Source organism: Mycolicibacterium boenickei, assembly GCF_010731295.1.
GTDB classification, from domain to species: Bacteria; Actinomycetota; Actinomycetes; order Mycobacteriales; family Mycobacteriaceae; genus Mycobacterium; species Mycobacterium boenickei.
On record NZ_AP022579.1, the window covers coordinates 2,998,598 to 3,014,940 of the forward strand.

At 67.6% G+C, this 16,343-nt stretch carries 17 protein-coding genes; 11 read left to right on the forward strand and 6 right to left on the reverse strand.

The genetic code is table 11. The annotated features are described in order from the left end of the window. Positions 1 to 30: 30 nt before the first annotated feature. The 4 genes from sigE to tatB all read left to right on the forward strand — a co-directional run bounded on the left by sigE (position 31) and on the right by tatB (position 3,270). Positions 31 to 810 (forward strand): RNA polymerase sigma factor SigE, encoded by a 780-nt coding sequence (sigE, locus tag G6N57_RS14290; protein ID WP_077743067.1) that lies wholly within the window; start codon positions 31 to 33, stop codon positions 808 to 810. A gap of 77 nt (positions 811 to 887) precedes the next feature. Continuing rightward, positions 888 to 1,286 carry an anti-sigma E factor RseA gene (gene rseA, locus G6N57_RS14295; RefSeq protein ID WP_036448249.1) on the forward strand — a complete coding sequence of 133 codons (399 nt, stop codon included), beginning with the start codon at positions 888 to 890 and terminating at the stop codon, positions 1,284 to 1,286. Between the two features lie 77 nt (positions 1,287 to 1,363). Continuing rightward, complete coding sequence (gene htrA / locus G6N57_RS14300) at positions 1,364 to 2,860, forward strand: serine protease HtrA (protein WP_077743068.1); 1,497 nt, start codon at positions 1,364 to 1,366, stop codon at positions 2,858 to 2,860. Between the two features lie 2 nt (positions 2,861 to 2,862). Then, positions 2,863 to 3,270, forward strand: a complete 408-nt coding sequence (tatB, locus tag G6N57_RS14305; protein WP_077743070.1) for a Sec-independent protein translocase protein TatB — start codon at positions 2,863 to 2,865, stop codon at positions 3,268 to 3,270. On the opposite strand, the gene G6N57_RS14310 is transcribed toward tatB, so the two are convergent. The 4 genes from G6N57_RS14310 to G6N57_RS14325 all read right to left on the reverse strand — a co-directional run bounded on the left by G6N57_RS14310 (position 3,267) and on the right by G6N57_RS14325 (position 7,725). After that, positions 3,267 to 4,409 (reverse strand): Mrp/NBP35 family ATP-binding protein, encoded by a 1,143-nt coding sequence (locus G6N57_RS14310; protein ID WP_036448255.1) that lies wholly within the window; start codon positions 4,407 to 4,409, stop codon positions 3,267 to 3,269. The genes tatB and G6N57_RS14310 overlap by 4 nt on opposite strands. A 49-nt stretch (positions 4,410 to 4,458) precedes the next feature. Further along, a complete protein-coding gene (locus G6N57_RS14315) occupies positions 4,459 to 5,757 on the reverse strand; it encodes a lytic transglycosylase domain-containing protein (RefSeq protein WP_163646638.1) in 1,299 nt (432 codons plus the stop codon). A gap of 139 nt (positions 5,758 to 5,896) precedes the next feature. Continuing rightward, positions 5,897 to 6,442 (reverse strand): DUF1003 domain-containing protein, encoded by a 546-nt coding sequence (locus G6N57_RS14320; RefSeq protein ID WP_077743071.1) that lies wholly within the window; start codon positions 6,440 to 6,442, stop codon positions 5,897 to 5,899. Beyond that, a complete protein-coding gene (locus G6N57_RS14325) occupies positions 6,439 to 7,725 on the reverse strand; it encodes a magnesium transporter MgtE N-terminal domain-containing protein (RefSeq protein ID WP_077743072.1) in 1,287 nt (428 codons plus the stop codon). Before G6N57_RS14325 ends, G6N57_RS14320 begins: the two co-directional genes overlap by 4 nt. Positions 7,726 to 7,750: 25 nt before the next feature. Between G6N57_RS14325 and G6N57_RS14330 the strand changes: the two genes are divergently transcribed. Then, complete coding sequence (locus G6N57_RS14330; RefSeq protein WP_097926096.1) at positions 7,751 to 8,707, forward strand: HpcH/HpaI aldolase/citrate lyase family protein; 957 nt, start codon at positions 7,751 to 7,753, stop codon at positions 8,705 to 8,707. A 40-nt stretch (positions 8,708 to 8,747) separates the two neighbouring features. Here the strand turns inward: G6N57_RS14330 and G6N57_RS14335 are convergent, their stop codons facing one another. Next, positions 8,748 to 9,341 carry a DUF4190 domain-containing protein gene (locus G6N57_RS14335; protein WP_077743075.1) on the reverse strand — a complete coding sequence of 198 codons (594 nt, stop codon included), beginning with the start codon at positions 9,339 to 9,341 and terminating at the stop codon, positions 8,748 to 8,750. 127 nt (positions 9,342 to 9,468) lie between these two features. Between G6N57_RS14335 and G6N57_RS14340 the strand changes: the two genes are divergently transcribed. The 6 genes from G6N57_RS14340 (at position 9,469) to G6N57_RS14365 (ending at position 15,161) form a co-directional block, all read left to right on the forward strand. Next, positions 9,469 to 9,975 carry a YflT domain-containing protein gene (locus G6N57_RS14340; protein ID WP_036448264.1) on the forward strand — a complete coding sequence of 169 codons (507 nt, stop codon included), beginning with the start codon at positions 9,469 to 9,471 and terminating at the stop codon, positions 9,973 to 9,975. Positions 9,976 to 10,135: 160 nt separating this feature from the next. Then, complete coding sequence (locus tag G6N57_RS14345) at positions 10,136 to 11,533, forward strand: ABC transporter substrate-binding protein (protein WP_077743076.1); 1,398 nt, start codon at positions 10,136 to 10,138, stop codon at positions 11,531 to 11,533. Continuing rightward, positions 11,530 to 12,417 carry a carbohydrate ABC transporter permease gene (locus G6N57_RS14350; RefSeq protein ID WP_077743077.1) on the forward strand — a complete coding sequence of 296 codons (888 nt, stop codon included), beginning with the start codon at positions 11,530 to 11,532 and terminating at the stop codon, positions 12,415 to 12,417. Before G6N57_RS14345 ends, G6N57_RS14350 begins: the two co-directional genes overlap by 4 nt. Positions 12,418 to 12,425: 8 nt before the next feature. Further along, the gene (locus tag G6N57_RS14355; RefSeq protein WP_174814563.1) at positions 12,426 to 13,250 is read left to right on the forward strand and encodes a carbohydrate ABC transporter permease; all 825 of its coding nucleotides are present in this window, start codon (positions 12,426 to 12,428) and stop codon (positions 13,248 to 13,250) included. 4 nt (positions 13,251 to 13,254) lie between these two features. Beyond that, a complete protein-coding gene (locus G6N57_RS14360; RefSeq protein ID WP_077743080.1) occupies positions 13,255 to 14,562 on the forward strand; it encodes an ABC transporter ATP-binding protein in 1,308 nt (435 codons plus the stop codon). Beyond that, a complete protein-coding gene (locus G6N57_RS14365) occupies positions 14,559 to 15,161 on the forward strand; it encodes a suppressor of fused domain protein (RefSeq protein WP_077743082.1) in 603 nt (200 codons plus the stop codon). Before G6N57_RS14360 ends, G6N57_RS14365 begins: the two co-directional genes overlap by 4 nt. On the opposite strand, the gene corA is transcribed toward G6N57_RS14365, so the two are convergent. Further along, positions 15,158 to 16,261 (reverse strand): magnesium/cobalt transporter CorA, encoded by a 1,104-nt coding sequence (gene corA / locus G6N57_RS14370; protein WP_077743083.1) that lies wholly within the window; start codon positions 16,259 to 16,261, stop codon positions 15,158 to 15,160. The two genes, G6N57_RS14365 and corA, sit on opposite strands and share 4 nt — an antisense overlap. Positions 16,262 to 16,343: the final 82 nt, after the last annotated feature.

A 16,343-nucleotide genomic window follows, 5' to 3' on the forward strand; every position in this document is an offset into this window, starting at 1 on the left:
CGCCACACCGGGATCAGGAACGGTATCCGCATGGAACACGGCGCCCGCTGGCGCACTGCCCAGCACAACCAGGACAGCAATCGGAATAACGAAGTCATCAGTCGTGTTGAGCTGAGTGAAATCTGTGATCAGGAGGATCCGACGAGCGCGAACGCAGTTACCGCGAACCCCGCGACCCAGGCCGCCCCGGTGACCATGGCACATCTGGAGCAGTTCACCGCAGGCGAATGGGTCGAACCGTCCGATGAACTGACCGGTACGGCGGTTTTCGACGCCACCGGCGATCAGGCGGCGATGCCGTCCTGGGACGAGTTGGTGCGCCAACACGCGGACCGGGTGTACCGCCTGGCCTATCGCCTCTCGGGTAACCAGCACGACGCCGAGGACCTGACCCAGGAGACCTTCATCCGGGTGTTCCGCTCGGTGCAGAACTACCAGCCGGGAACCTTCGAGGGGTGGCTGCACCGCATCACCACCAACCTGTTCCTCGACATGGTCCGTCGTCGTGGCCGCATCCGGATGGAAGCGCTGCCCGAGGACTACGACCGGGTGCCCGCCGACGATCCGAACCCCGAGCAGATCTATCACGACTCGCGGTTGGGAGCCGATCTTCAGGCAGCCCTGGACTCCCTGGCCCCGGAGTTCCGCGCCGCGGTGGTCCTGTGCGACATCGAGGGTCTGTCCTACGAGGAAATCGGCGCCACGCTGGGCGTGAAGCTCGGCACCGTGCGCAGCCGCATTCACCGCGGTCGACAGGCGTTGCGTGAGTATCTGGCGAAGAACTCGCCGGAAACCGCGAAATCCGCCTAGCGGTGGTTGGTGTTCAGCGCGCCCGGTCGCGCTACATTCGGGTCAGGACATTTGGGCGTGGTGAGAGGAGCTGGGTGATGGTCGACCCGGGACACGTGTTCCGTCGGGCATTCTCCTGGTTGCCTGCGCAGTTCGCCTCGCAGAGTGATGCGCCCGTCGGTGCACCTCGCCAGTTCGGTTCCACCGAGCACCTCTCGATCGAGGCCATCGCGGCATTCGTCGATGGTGAGTTGCGGATGAGCGCCCATCTGCGGGCCGCACACCATTTGTCCCTCTGCCCGGATTGCGCGGCCGAGGTCGATGCCCAGGGCCAGGCCCGGGCCGCATTGCGGGACTCCTGTCCGATAGCCATTCCGAATTCCCTGCTGGGCCTGTTGTCGCAGATACCGCACCACAGCCCGCAGCCTTCGGCCGAGGTCGATGAACAGCCCCCGTTTGCTGATGACCCGACGCGGAGCCGGCGTAAGCGCCGGTAGGCTGGACCCAAGGCGATCAGTGACCGGCGTCGGCCTATCTGGCTGGGGCGGGCGCTCCGATAGAGAGTGATACACCGGTGACCAACCAGGACCAGTCCGACGAGAGCGGCCGTCTGGAACCGCGCCCTGTCGAGCGGCCACCCGTCGACCAGTTGTCGCAGCGCACCTTCGGCCGCCCCACCGGCGTTGACGGCTCGTTCCAGGGTGCGGAGAAGTACCAGGACCAGGGCGAGTACGCGCCCAAGGACCAGCCGCCGGATCCCGTGCTGGCCGAGGCCTTCGGCCGCCCCGGAGGCGCAGGCGACTCGCTGCAGCGCCATCCCACCGACGCCGGCGCGCTCGAGGCCGAGAAGAACGCCGGTGAGGACGATTTCGACGATCCCTGGCGCGATCCGGGTGCAATCCCCGCGCTGGGCACGCCCGCGCAGGCTCCGGCCGCGCCGGCCGTCGTGGCGGCCCCGATCGGCAAGCTCGGCGCCCGGGAGGTGCTGTTCGGCGGCCGGGTGTCGTGGCCGTCGATCTTCATCCTGTTGATCGTCGCCGGATTGATCGCCTTCATCGGCGGCTGGGTCGGACAGAAGACCGCAGGCACCGTCCAGGCCTTCACCACCTCCAAGGTGACGCTGGAGACCGGCGACCTCCCGTCCCCGGACGCCGGCCGGTTCGCCACGGTCGCCTCGGCCGTCGAGGACTCGGTGGTCACCATCGAGGCCAAGAGCAAGACCGAGGGCTCGCAGGGTTCGGGCGTCGTCGTCGACGGCAAGGGCTACATCGTCACCAACAACCACGTGATCTCCGACGCCGCGAGCAAGCCCGCGGACTACCAGATCACCGTCGTGTTCAACGACGGCAAGGAAGTGCCGGCCAACCTCGTCGGCCGCGACCCCAAGACCGATCTGGCGGTGCTCAAGGTCGACAACGTCGACAACCTCGTCGTGGCGCGGATGGGTGACTCCGAGAAGGTACGTGTCGGCGAGGAAGTCATCGCGGCCGGCGCCCCGCTTGGGCTGCGCAGCACGGTCACCCACGGCATCATCAGCGCGCTGCACCGGCCGGTGCCGCTCTCGGGTGAGGGCTCTGACACCGACACCGTGATCGACGGCCTCCAGACCGACGCCTCGATCAACCACGGCAACTCCGGCGGCCCGCTGATCAACATGTCCTCCGAGGTGATCGGGATCAACACGGCCGGAAAGTCCTTGTCGGACAGCGCCAGTGGCCTCGGCTTCGCGATTCCCGTCAACGAGGTCAAGCAGGTCGTCGAGAACCTGATCAAGGACGGCAAGGTGGCCCATCCGACGTTGCTGCTCAGCGCCGTCACGGTGAGCAACAGCGTGGCCTCGGGTGCCCAGGTTCGCAACGTCAACGCAGGCGGTCCGGCGGAGAAGGCCGGCATCCTGGAGAACGACGTGGTGGTCAAGGTCGGGGACCGCAAGGTCGCCGACGCCGATGAGATGGTGGTCGCGGTGCGTCAGCTCAAGATCGGGCAGGAAGCTCCGATCGAGGTGCTGCGCGACGGTCGGCCCATGACGTTCATGGTCACGCCGATCGGCGACGATCAAAAAGCGCAGTAGCGATGTTCGCGAACATCGGGTGGGGAGAGATGCTGGTCCTGGTGATCGCCGGTCTGGTGATCCTGGGGCCCGAGCGGCTGCCCGGTGCCATCCGCTGGACGTCCGGTGCGCTGCGTCAGGCACGTGACTACGTCAGCGGCGCCACCAGCCAGCTGCGTCAGGACCTCGGTCCGGAGTTCGACGATCTTCGGCAGCCCCTCGCCGAGTTGCAGAAGCTGCGCGGCATGACTCCACGCGCTGCGATCACCAAGCATCTGCTCGACGGTGACGATTCGTTCCTGACGGGTGCGTTCGACGACGGCAAGCCGCAGCCGGCGGCCGGGACGACTCCTGACCAGCCCGCAGGCGACACCGCCGCCAAGCCGGCTGACAAGCCGGCCGGCACGACGTTCGATCCCGACGCGACCTAGCGGCGCGCGGTATCCAGACCCAGGGACATCCCGGCCAGGCCGCGCTTGCGCGCCGACAATCCCTCGGCGATCTTGCGCAGCTCGGCGCCTGCCGCTGATTCGGGTGCTGACAGCACGAGCGGAACCCCGGAGTCACCGGCGGCCACGAGCGCCGGGTCCAGCGGAACCTGGCCCAGCAGCGGCACCTCGGCACCCACCGAGCGGGTCAGCGAGTCGGCCACCTGACGCCCACCGCCCTCACCGAACAGCTGCATGACGGTGCCGTCGGGCATCTGCAGGCCCGACATGTTCTCCACCACGCCCGCGATGCGCTGACGCGTCTGCAGGGCGATCGCCCCGGCCCGCTCGGCCACCTCGGCCGCGGCCATCTGCGGAGTCGTCACCACGAGGATCTCGGCGCCCGGGATCAGCTGGGCGACCGAGATGGCGATGTCGCCGGTGCCGGGCGGCAGGTCGAGCAGCAGCACGTCCAGATCGCCCCAGTACACGTCGGCCAGGAACTGCTGCAGGGCCCGGTGCAACATCGGGCCGCGCCACACCACGGGCGTGTTGCCCTGGGTGAACATCGCGATGGAGATGACCTTCACGTCATGGGCGACCGGCGGCAGGATCATCGAGTCGACCTGTGTGGGCCGATCGCCGGTGCCCATCATGCGCGGCACCGAATGGCCGTAGATGTCGGCATCCAGCAGGCCGACGGACAGCCCGCGGGCAGCCATCGCGGCAGCCAGGTTGACCGTCACACTCGACTTGCCGACCCCACCCTTGCCCGAGGCCACCGCGTAGACCCGGGTCAGCGAATTGGGCTGGGCGAACGGGATCACCGGCTCGCGGGAGTCGCCGCGCAGCATCTTGCGCAGCTCGGCGCGCTGCTCGTCGTTCATCACGTCGAGGCTCACCTTGACGGCGCCGGTACCGGGAACGTCGGTGACGGCGGCCTTCACCAGGTCGGCGATCTCGTTCTTCTTCGGGCAGGCCGCAGTGGTCAGGTAGATCTCGACGTGCACGCCGTGGTCGGCCTCGATCGAGATGTTCTTGACCATGCCGAGTTCGGTGATCGGCTTCCGCAATTCGGGATCGATCACCTTGGCCAGCGCGGCGCGAACCGCGGATTGCAGCTCAGTGGCAGATTCGGACATCACCGCTGAGTCTACGGCGGTGGCTGACGCCGCCGGATCCAGGCCAGCGTCAGGCCGGTCCCGGTGCGGGCCCGGGGGCGGGGCCGGGCGCCGGTCCCAGTCCCGGAACCGCGGGTGCGGCCTCGATCGGCGGACCGACCGGTGCGGGGCCCGGCGCGGGCGCGGGAGCAGGCGGCGGGGCCAACGGGGCGATCGGACCAGGCGCCGGTGCCGGTGGCGGGGCGAACGGCCCGGGCGGCGGCGCCGCCGGAGGCGCCTGCTCACCCAGGCAGAACACCACGCACGTGGGCTGACGCGGCTGCTCCCATGGCGGTACCCATGGCGGCGGCGCGGCCGGGGTCTCCGACGGGATGGCTTGCGCCGGACCGGGCAACGGCCCGAGCACCTGCCCTGGCGCGAAGCCCGGAACGTTCTGAGTGCCGGTCTCGTTGCGGTTGAGCAGCGGAATCAGGGCCAGCGGGTCACCGGCCGGCAGTCCGGTGGCATCGGCGGGCAGGCCCGGGCCGAGACCCTCCGGGTTGTCCAGGTGGGAATCGCCGATCGGGGGAATGGACCCGGTGATCTCGGGCAGGTCGACCGGCACCACACCGGTGGCATACGCCGCGGCCCAGCCCAGCACGTTGCGGGCGTAGGCCACCGAGTTGTTGTAGCGCAGGATGGCCGACATCACCTGGGACTGATCGCGCAGGTTGAGCCCGCCGCTGCACAGGTAGCGCGCGGCGGCCAGGGCCGAGTCGAACACGTTCTGCACGTCTGCCTTGCCGTCGCCGTCGCCGTCGGAGGCGTAGCGCGCCCACGTGCCGGGCAGGAACTGCATCGGGCCCATGGCCCGGACATACGAGATCCGGCCGGCTTGTGCGCTCTGCACGATGATCTCGTTGCCCGGCAAGGTGCCGTCGAGCGCGGGACCGTAGATGGGGCGGACGGCGGTGCCGCGGGCATCGGTGGCGCCGCCGTTGGCGTGCCCGGATTCGATCCGTCCGATGCCGGCGAGCAGGTTCCAGCTGATACCGCAGCCGGGGTAGGCGGCGGCCATCATCCGTTCGGCGTTGCGGTACGCCTTCAGTGATGTGCCTGGAATGCCAAGGGCGCCAGGGGTATTGACGACGAAGGCGGGTGGGGGAGCCGAGATCGTGGTCATCGGCTGGATCCGGAAGTTGGTCGGCGGCCTGGCCGCGGCGACCACCGCGGGACCCGAGCGGTCGACCCGGGGCGCGACGGCGGCCAGCGGCGTGACCGCGGCGTTGGACACCTCGGCGTCCGGGGCGGCGGATCCGGCGCCGGCGACCAGCACGATGGGGGCCAGGACGGCCACGCCGAGCGCGGGCGAGCGCACGAGCTGGCTCATACGGCGCCGAGCGGTTGCGATAGCCGCTCCTCCCCCTACGCGCACTTACCCGTCCTTAAGTCAGCTTTGGCCATGTTGTGAACCAAGTCACCATACATAGTCGAGGTTTCCGTTGTTACGACAATGGTCGACAGCGTGATCAACCACTGCGTTTGGCCCTGCGATCGCCGGTGTCGGGTTTGCTCGCGGTGCTGCGGTCGATATCGGTCTGCGGGCCGAGCTCGATGAGCAGCTCGCGCAGTTCCTCCAGCTCGCGGCGCAGGTAATCGCGCGTGACGACCTCGCCCACCGCCAGCCGCAGCGATGCCAGCTCGCGGGCCAGGTACTCGGTGTCGGCCTTGGTCTGCTCGGCCCGGCGCCGATCCTCTTCGAGCGCGACCCGGTCGCGGTTCTCCTGGCGGTTCTGCGCCAGCAGGATCAGCGGGGCGGCATAGGCGGCCTGGGTCGAAAATGCCAGGTTGAGCAGGATGAACGGGTACGGATCCCACTCGAAGGTGAAGACGCCGATGTTCAGCGCGATCCAGACCACCACGATGATCGTCTGGATCGCCAGGTAGCGACCCGTGCCGAGGAACCGGGCGATCGATTCGCCGAACTGGCCGACCGCCTCGACATCGACGTGCAGCCCGAAGCCGCGCGTGCCACGGGGGGTGTCCAGCCGTTGACGCGCTGTCGATTCGCTCATGAGCCCGCCACCGGGAGCTCGGGCTCGTCACGTTCGCGCCAGTCGTCGGGCAGCATGTGGTCGAGCACGTCGTCCACCGAGACCGCCCCGAGCAGGTGGTTCTCCTCGTCGACCACCGGCCCGCACACCAGGTTGTAGGCGGCGAAGTAGCGGGTCACCGCGGCCAGCGAATCGGCCGGACTCAGGCTGGGCAGATCGGTGTCGATGATGCCGCTCACCAGGGCCGCGGGGGGTTCGCGCAGCAGCCGCTGCAGGTGGACGCAGCCCAGATACTGGCCGGTCGGGGTGGCACTGGGTGGCCGGGTGACGAAGGCCATCGAGGCCAGCGCCGGGGTGAGGTCCGGATCGCGCACCTGCGCCAGCGCCTCGGCGACCGTGGTGTCCGGGGCCAGGACCACCGGCTCACTGGTCATCAGACCGCCCGCGGTGTCGGGCGAGTGGGCCAGCAGCCGTCGCACGTCCTCGGAGTCCTCGGGGTCCATCTTCCGCAGCAGGGTCTCGGCGTCGGCCGGGGTCATTGAGCCGAGAACGTCGGCCGCATCGTCGGGATCCATCGCCTCCAGGACGTCGGCCGCGCGTTCGGTGTTCAGCTGGCGCAGCACCGCGGCCTGCTCGTCTTCGGGAAGCTCCTGCAGCACGTCGGCCAGGCGCTCGTCGTCGAAGGCCCGGTACAGCTCGTAGCGCCGCTTGACCGGCAGTTCCCGCAGCGCCTCGGCCACCTCGACCGGGCGTTGTCCCTCGAACTGCTCGAGCAGCGAGGCCACGCCCTGGTCGGGCATCGCCAGCCCGGACGGGGTGAGCCCGTGCACGTTCTGCCACTCCACGACGTGGATGTTGCTGCGCCGCCCCAGGCGTCGCTGCGGACGCACGGCCACCCGCGTCACCACCCAGTCGCGGGTCCGGGTCTGCTCGATGCCCAGATCGACTACCACGACGTCGATTCCGGCCAGCTGCTCCAGGTCGGGATCGTCGACCCGCACCCGGGTCTCCAGCACCTGGCCCAGCACCAGTACCTCACCGGGCCGTTGCGCGAAGCGGCGCAGCGACACACTGCCGGTGGCCAGTGTCACCGAACCCGGCTCGATCGCGGTGACCCTCAGGATGGGAACGAAAATCCTTCGCCGGGTGAGCAATTCGACCACCAGGCCGAGAACGCGCGGTTGCTGGCGGACGATACTGATGCTTATCACCACGTCGCGGACACGGCCGATGGACTCCCCGTCGGGGCCCAGCACCACCATCCCCGCCAGCCGGGCCGCGTAGACCCTGTTCACCGCCGCCATGAAACAAAGGGTAGAGACTGTGGTCGTGGAGAACACGTATCGACCCCGTAGAACGTGCCTCTCGGTTCCGGGAAGCAGCCTGAAGATGATCGAGAAGGCCAAGAGTCTGCCCGCTGACGAGGTGTTCCTGGATCTGGAGGACGCGGTCGCTCCCGGCGCCAAGGAGTCGGCGCGGGCACAGGTGGCCGCGGCGCTCGCCGACGATGGTTGGGCCGGACAGCTGCGCGGGGTACGGGTCAACGACTGGACCACACCGTGGACCTACGCCGACGTGATCGAGGTCGTGGCCGGCGCAGGCGGACAGCTCGACCTGATCGTCTTGCCCAAGGTGACCGAGGCGTCCCACGTCCAGGCGCTCGATCTGCTGCTCACCCAACTGGAGGCCACGCACGGTCTGGAGCCGGGCCGCATCGGGATCGAGGCGCAGATCGAGAACGCGCAGGGGCTGACCAATATCGATGCGATCGCGGCGGCCCCGCGGGTTCAGGCGCTGGTGCTCGGGCCCGGGGACATGGCCGCCAGCCTCAACATGCGCACCCTGGAGGTCGGTGGACAGCCCGACGGCTATGACATCGGCGATGCGCATCACCACGTGCTGATGCGCATCCTGATCGCCGCGCGCAGCCGGGGCATCAACGCGATCGACGGCCCGTACGTGAAGGTGCGCGACGTGGACGGGTTCCGCCGGGTGGCGGGTCGTTCAGCCGCGCTGGGTTACGACGGCAAGTGGGTGTTGCACCCGGACCAGATCGAGGCGGGCAACGAGATCTTCAGTCCGCGCCAGTCCGACTACGACCATGCCGAGCTGATCCTGGACGCCTACGAATGGCACACCTCGCACGCCGGCGGGGCCAGGGGAGCGGTGATGCTGGGCGACGAGATGATCGACGAGGCCAGCCGCAAGATGGCGTTGGTGATCGCGGGCAAGGGGCGGGCAGCGGGGATGAGCCGGCTGGCCGAGCCGTTCACACCGCCCAGCTGACCCGGGTCGGGTACTGCCGCAGGGTAATTCGGCGCGGCGGCTACGTGGAGAGCATGGCGGCCACAAAAAACAGTAACCAGCCCAGACCGATGAGGGTGCCGACTGCGCCCACCGCGATGCCGGCGATCGCCAGGCCACGCCCTGGTTGTCCGCTCCGCTGGATCTGGTTCAGCGCCGTGACCCCGAGGCCGATTCCGACGAGACCGGCGAGCAGTCCGATCCCACACATGGCGAACAGGAACACCGACAGGATCGAGGCGACGAGGCTGCCGATGGCCACGGTGTTGGTCGGCGCCGGCTGTGGCATCCCGTAGCCGCCCGGGTAACCGGGGTAAACCGGCGGGGGAAAGGGTGGCGGATAGGGCGGGGGATAGCTGGACACGCCGGGGTACGGCGGCGTCGGCGCGTAGTCGTGCGGGATGTCCACGGGGTAATCGATCGCAGGTGGATACGGCGTGCCGACCTCGTAGCCCTGCGGTCCGAACTCGTATGACGGTTGCGCGCCGCCGCTGTGCGGCCGATCCTGGGAATGCTCGATGGAAGGTGCTTCGTATCCGCCGGACAACGGTTCCGACGGCTGGGAGCCGGGGTCGGATGGCGGCGTTTCGCCCGCGTTGCCGTCCGGGTTTGTCATGCTGATCAACCTAGCGCAAAGACGGTGACGCCCCGGGGCGCGTGACGTCGGCACCAAATCCGGTGTGAGGGCGTTGCTGTAACGAGAGCAGCCGCCAAGCGGGCGGTGCGGAGGAGAGTGAAGTTCGATGACGAGCCCATTTCAGTCCGGTCAGACTCCGGGCGGCGCGCCTGCCGCGCGCGGCGCATTGCCTACGCCGCCCAAGGGCTGGCCGATCGGTTCCTACCCGACGTACGCGGAGGCCCAGCGGGCCGTCGACTACCTGTCCGACCAACAGTTCCCGGTGCAGCAGGTGACCATCGTCGGGGTGGATCTCATGCAGGTGGAGCGGGTCACCGGTCGGCTGAGCTGGCCCAAGGTGCTCGGCGGCGGTGTGCTGTCGGGTGCCTGGCTGGGCCTGTTCATCGGCCTGATCCTGGGCTTCTTCAGCCCCAACCCGTGGAGCGCGCTGCTCACCGGCCTGGTTGCCGGTGTCTTCTTCGGTCTGATCACCTCGGCCATTCCGTATGCGATGGCTCGCGGCACAAGAGATTTCAGTTCGACGATGCAGCTGGTCGCGGGCCGCTACGACGTCCTGTGCGATCCGCAGGGGGCCGAACAGGGTCGGGATCTGCTGGCGCGCTTGACGATCTGACCCGTGGTGCGGCCGCACGGCGGCTGCGGTGGCAAATGTCCGCAGGTCACGATTGTGACGCGGCACGCCCAAACGGTTGCACATGAGCGGGCATAGCTCTACGGTTTGCGCGCGGGAGCCGCTGTGGCGGCGACAACGAATGTGAACGGGAGGCGGGGCGGTGCGCGCTCGGCGGCTATGTGCTGCGGCAGTGGCCGCGTTGACGACAGCCTCGGTGCTGTCGGCGTGTGGTGAGGCCGACAGCGGGATCGTCATCAACTACTACACGCCGGCCAACGAGATGGCGACTTTCACCGCCGTGGCCAAACGCTGCAACGCCGAACTCGGCGACCGTTTCACCATCAAGCAGGTGAGTTTGCCGAAAGGTGCTGACGACCAACGGTTGCAGCTGGCCCGGCGACTGACCGGCAACGACAAGACTCTCGACATCATGGCGCTCGACGTGGTGTGGACCGCCGAGTTCGCCGAGGCCGGCTGGGCCGTGCCGCTGTCGGAGGATCCGGCGGGCGCCGCGGAGTCCGACGCGCTGGAGAACACCCTGCCGGGGCCGCTGGAGACTGCCCGCTGGCAAGGCAAGCTGTATGCATCGCCGATCACCACCAACACCCAATTGCTGTGGTATCGAGCTGATTTGATGGATCAGCCGCCGTCCACCTGGGACGGCATGGTGTCGGAGGCGAACCGGCTGCACGCGGCGGGCAAGCCCAGTTGGATTGCGGTGCAGGCCAAGCAGTACGAGGGCCTGGTGGTGTGGTTCAACAGCCTGCTGGCCAGTGCGGGCGGTCAGGTGCTCTCCGATGACGGGAAGACGGTCACGCTGACCGATACACCCGAGCATCGCGCGGCGACGGTGAAGGCCCTGCAGATCATCAAATCGGTTGCCACCGCGCCCGGTGCCGATCCATCGGTGACCCAGACCGACGAAGCGACGGCCCGGCTCGCGCTCGAGCAGGGGAAGGCCGCACTCGAGGTCAACTGGCCGTTCGTGCTGCCCTCGTTGCTGGAGAACGCCGTCAAGGGTGGGGTGAAGTTCCTGCCGCTCGATGAACGTGCCGATCTGGCCGGGGCCATCAACGATCTGGGCACCTTCTCGCCGACCGACGAGCAGTTCGAGGCGGCGTATGAGGCGAGCAAGGCCGTGTTCGGATTCGCCAACTATCCGGGCGTGAACGAGGGGGAGCCGGCCAAGGTGACCCTCGGCGGGCTGAACCTCGCGGTGGCCAAGACCAGCCAGCACAAGGCCGAGGCCTTCGAAGCCATCCGTTGCCTGCGCAACGTCGAGAACCAGCGCTACACGTCGGTCGAGGGCGGGTTGCCCGCGGTACGCGAGTCCTTGTACGACGATCCGGCGTTCCAGACGAAGTATCCGCAGTACGCGATCATCCGCGAGCAGCTGACGAATGCCGCGGTGCGTCCCGCGACACCGGTGTATCAGGCGGTATCCACGCGCATTTCGGCCACCCTGGCCCCGATCACCGACATCGACCCGGAGCACACCGCCGATGAGCTGACCGAACAGGTGCAGAAGGCCATCGACGGTAAAGGGCTGATCCCATGACTCGCACCGACAACAGCGCGTCCGAACGCAAGCTGGCGTTCGCGCTGATCGCTCCCGCGGTGATCCTGATGGTCGCGGTGACCGCGTACCCGATCGGCTACGCGGTGTGGCTGAGCCTCCAGCGCTACAACCTGGCCGCCCCCGACGACACCGCCTTCGTCGGGTTCGCCAACTACCAGACCATCCTCACCGACCGCTACTGGTGGACGGCGTTCGTGGTGACGCTGGCCATCACCGTCGTCTCGGTGGCGATCGAATTCGTGCTCGGCATGGCGCTGGCGATGGTCATGCACCGCACCATCTTCGGCAAGGGCGTGGTCCGCACCGCGGTACTGATCCCCTACGGGATCGTGACGGTCGCGGCCTCCTACAGCTGGTACTACGCCTGGACGCCGGGCACCGGCTACCTGGCCAACCTGCTGCCCGACGGCAGCGCCCCGCTGACCGAACAGTTGCCGTCGCTGGCCATCATCGTGCTCGCCGAGGTGTGGAAGACCACCCCGTTCATGGCGCTGTTGCTGCTGGCCGGACTGGCGCTGGTGCCGCAGGATCTGCTGAACGCGGCCCAGGTCGACGGCGCCGGAGCCTGGACACGGCTGGTGAAAGTGATTCTGCCGCTGATCAAACCGGCCATCCTGGTCGCGCTGCTGTTCCGGACCCTCGATGCGTTCCGGATCTTCGACAACATCTACGTGTTGACCGGAGGGGCCAACAACACCGGGTCGGTGTCGATCCTGGGCTACGACAACCTGTTCAAGGCCTTCAACCTCGGATTGGGTTCGGCCATCAGCGTATTGATCTTCCTGTCGGTGGCCGTGATCGCGTTCGTCTTCATCAAGTTGTTCGGTGCGTCGGCGCCCGGTGCAGAGGCGGAGGGACGATGAGCGAGCGGGTGAGCGCGCGACGCGCGACCGGGTGGACGGTCGTGAACATCCTGGTGGTGCTCTACGCGCTGGTTCCGGTGCTGTGGATCCTGTCGCTGTCGCTGAAGCCGACGTCAAGCGTCAAGGACGGCAAGCTGATTCCGGCCGAGATCACCTTCGACAACTACAAGGGCATCTTCAGCGGGAACGTCTTCACCTCGGCCCTGGTCAACTCGATCGGTATCGGCCTGATCACCACGGTGATCGCCGTGGCGATCGGCGGCATGGCCGCCTACGCGGTGGCCCGCCTGGATTTCCCCGGTAAGAAGCTGTTGGTGGGTGTGGCGCTGTTGATCGCGATGTTCCCGCAGATCTCGCTGGTGACCCCGATCTTCAACCTGTGGCGCACGATCGGGCTGTTCGACACCTGGCCCGGGCTGATCATCCCCTACATCACGTTCGCGCTGCCGTTGGCGATCTACACGCTCTCGGCGTTCTTCCGCGAGATCCCATGGGATCTGGAGAAGGCCGCCAAGATGGACGGGGCGACTCCGGCCCAGGCCTTCCGCAAGGTGATCGCACCTCTGGCGGCCCCCGGCATCGTCACCGCAGCCATCCTGGTCTTCATCTTCGCGTGGAACGATCTGCTGCTGGCGCTGTCACTGACCGCCACCCAGCGGGCGATCACCGCACCCGTGGCGATCGCGAACTTCACCGGCAGTTCGCAATTCGAGGAGCCGACCGGGTCGATCGCGGCGGGCGCGATGGTCATCACGATCCCGATCATTATCTTTGTTCTCATCTTCCAGCGGCGCATCGTCGCTGGCCTGACATCCGGTGCGGTAAAGGGGTAATTGGATGGCCGAAATCGTTTTGGACCGGGTCACCAAGAGTTACCCCGACGGCTCGGGCGGCGCCAGGGCAGCCGTCAAAGAGTTCTCGATGACCATCGCCGACGGCGAGTTCATCATCCTGGTGGGGCCGTCGGGCTGCGGTAAGTCGACCACGCTGAACATGATTGCCGGGCTTGAGGACATCTCGTCGGGTGAGTTGCGCATCGGTGGCGAGCGGGTCAACGAGAAGGCACCCAAGGATCGCGATATCGCGATGGTGTTCCAGTCCTATGCGCTCTACCCGCACATGACGGTGCGCCAGAACATCGCGTTCCCGCTCACCCTGGCCAAGCTCAAGAAGGACGAGATCGCCGCCAAGGTCGAGGAAACCGCCAAGATTCTCGACCTGACCGAACTGCTCGACCGGAAGCCGGCCCAGCTGTCCGGCGGACAGCGTCAGCGGGTGGCGATGGGCCGGGCAATCGTGCGCCGCCCCAAGGCATTCCTGATGGACGAGCCGTTGTCGAATCTGGACGCCAAGCTGCGCGTACAGATGCGTGCCGAGATCGCGCGGCTGCAGAGCCGGCTGGGCACCACCACGGTCTACGTGACCCACGATCAGACCGAGGCGATGACACTGGGTGATCGCGTCGTGGTGTTGCTGGCAGGCGAGATCCAGCAGATCGGTACCCCGGACGAGCTGTACAACAACCCGGCGAACCTGTTCGTGGCGGGCTTCATCGGGTCACCGGCGATGAACTTCTTCCCGGCCACCTTCACCGACGTGGGGGTGCGGCTGCCGTTCGGTGACGTCACCCTGACCCAGCAGGTGCACGACCTGCTGGACCGTCAGCCCAAGCCCGACAACATCATCGTCGGCATCCGGCCCGAGCATCTGGAGGATGCGTCGCTGCTCGACGGCTACGCGCGGATCCGGGCGTTGAGTTTCGAGGTGCGTGCCGACATCGTCGAGTCGCTCGGTGCGGACAAGTACGTGCACTTCACCCTCGACGGTGCCGGCGCCGAGGCCGCGCAGCTCGCCGAGCTTGCCGCCGATTCGGGTTCGGGCGCCAACGAGTTCGTGGCGCGGGTGTCCGCGGAATCCAAGGCGGCCGCGGGTCAGCAGATCCAGCTGGCCTTCGACACCTCCAAGTTGGTGATCTTCGACGCCGAAACCGGCGCGAACCTGACCCGCACGGAGCCTGCCGTAGTCGAGGAACCCCGGCCTGCCGAAGCCGGTGAAGAAGCCGTAGCAGCCGAAGAGGCCGACGAATCCGAGGCAGCCGCGCCCGCAGAATCGGCCGAGTCGGCCGGAGAACCGACAGCAGAGTGATCGACGTCCTGGCTGCCGTTCGCGCCCACGTGGGCGAGCATTTCGGCGCTGCAGGCATCACCGGAGAGCCGGTCAGCGCCAGCGTCACCTTCCTGGGAACCGAGCGCATCGACGTCCTGCGGTTCGGCCCGGACCTGAGTGCCGGCCAGGATCTGTATCACTATGTGACGCTGGGCTGTTCACGTCACCCGATGTTCGATCCGACCGAGCTGGTCTCCGATCCGATCCACGGTCCCCGGGCCGAGGTGGTGCTGTCGCTGCGGGGTCCGACCCCGAGCGGGCTGGCCCGGTCGCTGGCTGTCCTGGCTGCCGCGCCCGCGGTGGAGGGGCTCGTGCTGGAGGCCGACGCGCTCATCGATCTGGAGACGCAACTGTTCGACTCCGCACCGTTCAGCGCATTCTTGTTGGGCCCCAGTGACATTGGCGAGGTGCCCCTGCCCGATCCGCTGTCCCCGGTGACAGTGCTGTCGGCCACGCCGATCACCGCCACAGAGGCCGCCTGGGTGCGGCTGAAGGGCGCCGACGCGATGCGGGAGGCCTGGCAGGCCGACGGGGTCGACGTGCTGGACGCCACCCGCAGGGCGGCCAGTCCCAGCTAGAGCCAGTCGTTGTGGCGGAACGTGCGGTACAGCACGAAGCAGATGGTGGCCATCGCCAGCAGGACGGCGGGATAGCCCCAGGTCCACTGCAATTCGGGCATGTGCTCGAAGTTCATCCCGTAGATGCCTGCCATCGCGGTGGGCACCGCGGCGATGGCCACCCACGCCGAGATCTTGCGCATGTCGACGTTCTGCTGCATGGCGACCTTGCCGAGTGCGGCCTGCACCAGTGAGCTGAGCATCTCGTCGTAGCTCGTGACCCGGTCGGAGGCCTGCACGTTGTGGTCGTGCACGTCGCGCATGTACCTGCGCACCTCGACCGAGATCAGGTCGTTGTGGTCGGTCAGCAACCGGGCCAGCGCCAGCGTCAACGGGGCCACGGCACGGCGCATTTCGACGACCTCCCGCTTGAGCAGGTAGATGCACTCGATGTTGGTGTGCGTACCGGGGGAGAAGATGTCCTCCTCCATCGCATCGATGTCGGTTTCCATCAGGTCGGTCACGTCCAGGTAGCTGTCCACCACATGGTCGGCGATCGCGTGCATGACCGCGAACGGTCCGAGTTTGAGGATGGCCGGGGAGGATTCGAGCCGTTTCCGCACGCCGGCGAGCCCGCCGTGCTCACCGTGCCGGACGGTGACCACGAAGTCCGGCCCGACGAAGATCATGATCTCGCCGGTCTCGACGATCTCGCGGGCCAGTGCCACCGATTCGTGCTCGACGTAGTTGATGGTCTTGAGCACCAGGAACAGGGTTTTGTCGTAGCGCTCGAGCTTGGGGCGCTGGTGGGCGTGCACCGCGTCCTCGACAGCCAGCTCGTGCAGGCCGAAAACGTCTGCCACCGACTGCATCTGGAATTCGTCGGGTTCGTGCAGGCCGATCCAGACGAACGCCTTCTCGCCTGCTGCCTGTAGTTCGCGGACCTTGTTCAGCGCCGCGGCATGGGTGTATTTCCCGGGCAGCCGGTCGCCACCGCTGTAGACCCCGCAATCGACCATCGCCCGGGCCACCGGGACATGGATCGCCTTGGCGTCGGGCTCCACGGCCCGGGGCTTCGCGGTCGCCCGCAGGGCCGGTGGCAAGGCGCGGAATGAGGGCATGGTTCCGACCTTCCTCGCGCGGTGTGCAGCAACCTGATCAGCACAACGAATGCTACGCGTACCTACTGTTAAGTAACGCTCA

Excerpts from the sequence above, each read along its gene's own strand:
- G6N57_RS14310 (WP_036448255.1), bottom strand. The coding sequence starts at position 4,409 with ATGTCCGAATCTGCCACTGAGCTGCAATCCGCGGTTCGCGCCGCGCTG.
- G6N57_RS14315 (WP_163646638.1), bottom strand. The coding sequence starts at position 5,757 with ATGAGCCAGCTCGTGCGCTCGCCCGCGCTCGGCGTGGCCGTCCTGGCC.
- tatB (WP_077743070.1), top strand. The coding sequence starts at position 2,863 with ATGTTCGCGAACATCGGGTGGGGAGAGATGCTGGTCCTGGTGATCGCC.
- G6N57_RS14350 (WP_077743077.1), top strand. The coding sequence starts at position 11,530 with ATGACTCGCACCGACAACAGCGCGTCCGAACGCAAGCTGGCGTTCGCG.
- G6N57_RS14335 (WP_077743075.1), bottom strand. The coding sequence starts at position 9,341 with ATGACAAACCCGGACGGCAACGCGGGCGAAACGCCGCCATCCGACCCC.
- G6N57_RS14340 (WP_036448264.1), top strand. The coding sequence starts at position 9,469 with ATGACGAGCCCATTTCAGTCCGGTCAGACTCCGGGCGGCGCGCCTGCC.
- rseA (WP_036448249.1), top strand. The coding sequence starts at position 888 with ATGGTCGACCCGGGACACGTGTTCCGTCGGGCATTCTCCTGGTTGCCT.
- sigE (WP_077743067.1), top strand. The coding sequence starts at position 31 with ATGGAACACGGCGCCCGCTGGCGCACTGCCCAGCACAACCAGGACAGC.
- G6N57_RS14325 (WP_077743072.1), bottom strand. The coding sequence starts at position 7,725 with ATGGCGGCGGTGAACAGGGTCTACGCGGCCCGGCTGGCGGGGATGGTG.
- G6N57_RS14320 (WP_077743071.1), bottom strand. The coding sequence starts at position 6,442 with ATGAGCGAATCGACAGCGCGTCAACGGCTGGACACCCCCCGTGGCACG.
- corA (WP_077743083.1), bottom strand. The coding sequence starts at position 16,261 with ATGCCCTCATTCCGCGCCTTGCCACCGGCCCTGCGGGCGACCGCGAAG.
- G6N57_RS14360 (WP_077743080.1), top strand. The coding sequence starts at position 13,255 with ATGGCCGAAATCGTTTTGGACCGGGTCACCAAGAGTTACCCCGACGGC.